The organism is Rubrivirga sp., from assembly GCF_049648075.1.
GTDB lineage: Bacteria > Bacteroidota > Rhodothermia > Rhodothermales > Rubricoccaceae > Rubrivirga.
This window is the reverse complement of record NZ_JBARYR010000584.1, coordinates 1-5,054: the sequence shown is the minus strand read 5'-3', so window position 1 is coordinate 5,054 and position 5,054 is coordinate 1. Positions and strand designations below refer to the sequence as shown.

Genomic DNA, 5,054 nt, shown 5'->3' with positions numbered 1-5,054 from the left:
CGTGACGGTCGGTCCGGGAGCGCGCTCGTCGGCGGGCGCGGGGAGCGAGACGCCGGGCCGGACGGGCTGCGCGTGAGCGGCGATCGCGAGACAGAGGAGGGCCAGCGGAAGAGCGCGCACGGACGAGCGGATCGGACGCCGACCGAACGAGCGACCTCGGCTCGTGGTGCCCTCCAGAGGCAAGACGTCTGGACCGACGAGTCTCGCCCTCGAGGACGAGCCGGCATCGGCGCGACGCGAGCAGCGCGTCCTCCGGTCCTTAGAACAGGCGCGCGATCCCGAAGCCGACCACGAATCCGGGGTCGTCCGTGAGCCGGTAGGTCACGTCGAGGCGGAGTGGGATCGCGTAGCCGGCACCGATCGACGCGCCGACCTCGTGGTGGACGACGCTGGGCTCGACGAACGCGCCGGGCGATCCGGTGGCCCACGCGTGAGCACCGTGAATCTGGAACGACAGCCCTCGAGGCGACGCGCCGCGCCACCCGAAGAGTTCGAACGGGACGCTCCGAAAATCGTGCTCCCAGGCGACCAGGGCGTACTGGCGAGCGAGAAGCATCCGGCCGTCGCGGGCACGCAACGCGCCGAACGACGACAATCCCGCGAGCTGCGTGTCGATGCCGAACGACCGTTCGAGAGGCAACCCGTCGGTCGCTGTGCCCGCCGCCAGGCGCAGGTGCAGCGTGGGCGCCAGGAGCCGCCGGCGCAGGACGGTCGGCTGGGACCAGCGGACCTCGCCCTCGAGGCGGCCGTAGGTCGAGTTTCCGTCGGGGTCGTCGATGTCAGAGAACTCGGCCGTGTTCAGGCGCCCGCCCTCGAACCGGACGACGGCCGCGCGCTGCCCGGTCAGGCCGCTGTTGAGCCCGTCGCTCCAGGACCCGATGCGGACCGAGCCGCCGGTCCGCGCGATCCAGCGGTCGGCGTCGAGGACGGAGACGGTCTCGGGCGCCAAGTCACCGACGAGCGAGAAGTCCGACGTCACGCTCGCCGAGCGCGTCTCGTCGTAGGCCGCCCACGCATTAACGGTCAGGCTCGATGCCGCCTGGCCGTACCGACCGATCCAGACGCGGGCTCCCCTCCGCTCGACGTAGTCGAAGTAGTCCTCGCCGCCCGTCAGCGCCGCGATCGTGTTCGTGGACCGCTCGACGAAGATGGACTGTCCCAAGCTCGCCACGTCGCGGTGCACGTCGGCCCCGGCGTAGACGCTCTCGCTGACCCGGACCGACCCGTCGACCTCGAGGGCGACGTCGTTGGCGCCGGTCTGGTACGCGCCCTCGAGGGTGAGGCGGTGGCCGTTGATCCGAACCGTCGCGGAGCCTCCCAAGGTGGCGCCCTCGACGCGATTGTACCACGCGGCGGGGTCGAACCCGAACCGGACGCCTCGAGGACGAGAGCCACCGTCGCCGGGCGCTCCTGAGACGCCGATGTTGACGAACCGAGCCAGTGGACCGGTCGGGCGGATGGCCTCCGTAAAGGAACGGGTCGAGTCGATCTCCGCGAAGGCCCGCTCCTCCTCCATGGACAGAGGGACGACGCCCGCGACCGGGAGCGCTCGGGCGACCGACGCCGAGTCCACGGCCGCCCGTCCGCCCTCGAGGGCCAGGAGCGAGTCGGGCACGGCGACGTTGAGGGCGTAGTCCGAGAACCGACTGCTGATCGCGAAGCCCAAGTCCGGGAACCGCAGGAGCGCGTTCCCCGGCTTCCCGGACGCCACCATCCTGAAGTCGACGGGAAGCCACACCGGCTCGCCTTCGATGGACTGGCCGAAGGAGGCGAACTGCTGCTCGAGCGCTAGGTCGAACTGGTTGACGAGAGGGAACTGGACGGCGCCGCTCGGGCGGGCCTCGAGGGCGATCAGGGCGTCGGCGTCGGCCAGGACCGAGAGGCGTCCCTGGAGGCCCGGCTGGAGCGGGTTCTTGGGCGCGAACGACAGGTCGAAGATCAAGTCGGTCCCGACCGCGCGCCGGCCCTCGAGGGCGAACCGGTAGAAGCTCAGCGCCCGCGGGTTCGTCGGCCCCATCAGGTCGTAGCCGCCGAACGGGATCTCGTCGTCGTAGAAGTTGATCGTCTGCTCCGCGGCCCCGAATGCTTCGGCTGGGATCGCGCTCAGGTTGCCCGTCGTGCGCTTGGCCGTCACGACCTCTCGGAAACCGACCTCTCGGACCCAGAACGCCGTCGACTGCCCCTCTATGACGCCGATGATCTGGCCGTCGGCGCTCATCGTCTGGCGCGAGTAGACGTCGGCCTGCCACGTCTCGAGACCGGATTGCCACCGCGCCTTCCGCTCGATCACACGGCGCATGATGTTCTCGGCCGGGTTGCCCGCCGTCACCACGGCCTCCCCGATCGACGCGACGGCCGGCGCGAGCGCGACGTCGAGGACGCCGCTGGCGGGCACGGCTCGGCGGGCGGTCTCGTAGCCGAGGAACCGGACCTCGAGCGTGTCCCCTCCGGCCGGTATCTCGATGGAGTACGCCCCGTCGCGGTTCGTGATCGTGCCCCGGCTCGTTCCCTCGACGCGGACGGTCGCAGCGGGTAGCCCCTCCCCAGTCTGGGCGTCGGTGACGAGCCCTTCAACGGTCGTCTGTGACGAGGCGGTACCTCCGAGGAGGACGGCGAGCAGAAAGAAGCGCATCGAGGTCGGGAGCGTGTGCCCGCCTAACGAGACGCGCGCCGGACAGTTACAGTCAGGTCCTCCAAACCGGTCCCCGTGGCGCGGAGCGTGTCGCCGTCCTCGATGCGGCCGACGCCCTCGGGCGTGCCGGTGTAGACCACGTCCCCAGGCTCGAGCGTGAACACCGACGATAGGAACGACACGACCCGGGCGACGCTGAACACCATGTGGTCCGTCGTGCCGCGCTGGCGCTCGTCGCCGTCGACCTCGAGGGCGATCTCGAGCGCCTGCGGATCGCCGACCTCCGACGCCGCCGTGATCGGGCCGAGCGGCGCGAACGTGTCGAACCCCTTCGCGATGCTCCACGGCCCCTTCTTCGCCTTGGCCTGCGCTTGCAGGTCGCGGGCCGTCAGGTCGAGGCCCAGCGCGTACCCCGCGACGACCTCGAGGGCGTCGGCCTCCGAGACGTTTTTCGCCTCGGTCCCGATAACGGCGACGAGCTCGAGCTCGTGGTGCACGTCGTCCGACTGCGACGGCAGGACGACCTCCCCCCCGCTCGGCACCAACGCTGTCGACGGCTTGAGGAAAACGACGGGCTCGGCCTCGGAGACATCGCCCATCTCGGCGACGTGGGCGGCGTAGTTGCGGCCGATGCACAAGACTTTGCCCGGCCGCACCTCGCGGCCGTCAGGAAGGGTGAGCGTCATGGGGAGTTGGAGAGTTGAGGGTGGGAAGATCCGCCCTCGAGGGCGCGCGTGCCCACTCCCAGCATCACGGCGGTCGTAGAGAGGCCCCGTGGAGCGTCTGTGCCGACCTCGATGGCAGCCGATCAATGTCTCGGCCTCGAGGGCGCGGATCTCGTCCTCGAGGACGGGCTAGGCCGCGTAGAGGTACGGCTTCCACGCGTCCTCGCCCGAGCCCACCAGGTCGCGCATGTACATGACATGACTCGGGCGGAACGGCCGCTTCCTCATCGGCATGTCGGCCTCCTCGGGCGTCCGGCTGCCCTTGGCGTTGTTGCAGCGCGTGCAGGCCGCGACGAGATTCTCCCAGGTGTCCCGGCCGCCCCGCGACTTTGGGTGGACGTGGTCGATGGTGAGCCGGTCGCTCGAGCCGCAGTAGACGCACCGGTGGTCGTCGCGACGCAGGACGTTCCGTCTCGTCAAGAGGACCTTCCGGTACGGCACGCGGATGTAGCGTTTGAGCCGGACCACGCTCGGCCACGGGTACGACGCCCGCGCCGACCGGAGCACGCGGTCCAGCCGCTCCTCGACCAGCTCCGCCTTGTGCAAGAACATCAGGCCCACGGCTCGCTCGACGCTGCACACGCCGAGCGCTTGGTAGTCGGCGTTGAGGACCAGGACGTGACCGGAGAGCGCGCTCATGGCGTCCCCCCTCGGGGTCGCTGGGCCTGCAGGTCGCGGGGGGACGGCGCTGGGAAGGCGGCAAAGCGGCTGGCGCCGCGGCTCGGGGCGCACTCCGTCGTGCGCCGCGCTATTCGATGATAACACGAAGCCCCCCGGACGCAACCGCATCCGAGGGGCCATAATGGCGTGCTAACCTGGGCCGAGCCCTAGTTGCAGTTCGAGGCCGCCGCGCGGCGCCACGTCTGGGACCGGCCGAGTGCCCGGATGCCGAGGTAGCCACGGAGGTACAGGCGGTCGCTGTTGCCCTCGACCAAGTTCATGACGCCGTTGTACGTCCGGCCGGACTTGGGGTCGATGATGCTCCCGTCCTCGTAGCGGTCGCCGTCGAGCGTGAAGCCGGACATGATCCGCTCGTTGCGGAGCACGCGGCCGTCGTAGCGGTCCGCGCAGTCCACGCAGCGACCGTCGTTGACGGTCAGCCGGACGATATCTCCGACGAGCGTGCTGCCGCTCTGGTAGATCTTGACGTACGACTTGACCGAGCCGTCGTCATCGTCAACGGTGGCCCAGCAGCCGGCCGGGCTCGCCTGGGCGAACGCGGGGGTGGCGATGGCGAGGAGAGCGAGAGCGCCGAGTGCGCGAGTGAAGAAGCGAGTCATCGAGTGCGTGTGGGGTGTGAGAGCGGGGTCCGGGTCGACGAGAATCAATGGGCGTGCCAGGCCGTGGAGGCCGAGCCTCACCACCAACGCTTCACGAAAGCGGTTCCGTATATCGAGTGTACGGCGTTAACGAGCCGTTCCGAAGGTGAACGCGCGTCCTCGAGGCCGGCGCAGGCCGGTCGGTCCGTCGCGACGCTTGTCCAGGGGTGACCGGTTTCGAGGACAACGCTCGTCCTCGAGGGCGGCACGAAGCGCAGACCGGTGCCGTTGAGAGCCAGTCCCGATCTTTCGACATGCTCCGACTCGCCGCCCTGCTCTCCCTGGTCGTCGGCACGGCGTCTGCTCAGACGGCCGAAGGGGGCGCTGCGAGCGCCCAGGGCCGGTTTATCCGCGCGATGACCGCGCTCGTCCTCGAGG

The 5,054-nt window shown here is 70.0% G+C and carries 5 protein-coding genes; 1 reads left to right on the top strand and 4 read right to left on the bottom strand.

The window, feature by feature from the left end; translation table 11 throughout:
• Positions 1 to 259: 259 nt before the first annotated feature.
• The 4 genes from WBA11_RS16185 to WBA11_RS16170 all read right to left on the bottom strand — a co-directional run bounded on the left by WBA11_RS16185 (position 260) and on the right by WBA11_RS16170 (position 4,637).
• A complete protein-coding gene (locus tag WBA11_RS16185) occupies positions 260 to 2,632 on the bottom strand; it encodes a DUF5686 family protein (protein ID WP_424521689.1) in 2,373 nt (790 codons plus the stop codon).
• Positions 2,633 to 2,655: 23 nt separating this feature from the next.
• On the bottom strand, positions 2,656 to 3,318 hold the full coding sequence (locus WBA11_RS16180; protein WP_424521688.1) for a fumarylacetoacetate hydrolase family protein: 663 nt from the start codon (positions 3,316 to 3,318) through the stop codon (positions 2,656 to 2,658).
• A gap of 168 nt (positions 3,319 to 3,486) precedes the next feature.
• The gene (locus WBA11_RS16175; protein ID WP_424521687.1) at positions 3,487 to 3,996 is read right to left on the bottom strand and encodes an HNH endonuclease; all 510 of its coding nucleotides are present in this window, start codon (positions 3,994 to 3,996) and stop codon (positions 3,487 to 3,489) included.
• 188 nt (positions 3,997 to 4,184) lie between these two features.
• On the bottom strand, positions 4,185 to 4,637 hold the full coding sequence (locus WBA11_RS16170) for a DUF2147 domain-containing protein (RefSeq protein WP_424521686.1): 453 nt from the start codon (positions 4,635 to 4,637) through the stop codon (positions 4,185 to 4,187).
• 206 nt (positions 4,638 to 4,843) lie between these two features.
• On the opposite strand from WBA11_RS16170, the gene WBA11_RS16165 reads away from it, so the two are divergent.
• Positions 4,844 to 5,054: hypothetical protein (locus tag WBA11_RS16165; protein WP_424521685.1), on the top strand; the 211-nt coding region annotated here is incomplete at its 3' end.

What these genes read in the sequence shown, in the direction of transcription:
- WBA11_RS16175 (WP_424521687.1), bottom strand. Translation starts at nt 3,996, where the DNA reads ATGAGCGCGCTCTCCGGTCACGTCCTGGTCCTCAACGCCGACTACCAA.
- WBA11_RS16185 (WP_424521689.1), bottom strand. Translation starts at nt 2,632, where the DNA reads ATGCGCTTCTTTCTGCTCGCCGTCCTCCTCGGAGGTACCGCCTCGTCA.
- WBA11_RS16170 (WP_424521686.1), bottom strand. Translation starts at nt 4,637, where the DNA reads ATGACTCGCTTCTTCACTCGCGCACTCGGCGCTCTCGCTCTCCTCGCC.
- WBA11_RS16180 (WP_424521688.1), bottom strand. Translation starts at nt 3,318, where the DNA reads ATGACGCTCACCCTTCCTGACGGCCGCGAGGTGCGGCCGGGCAAAGTC.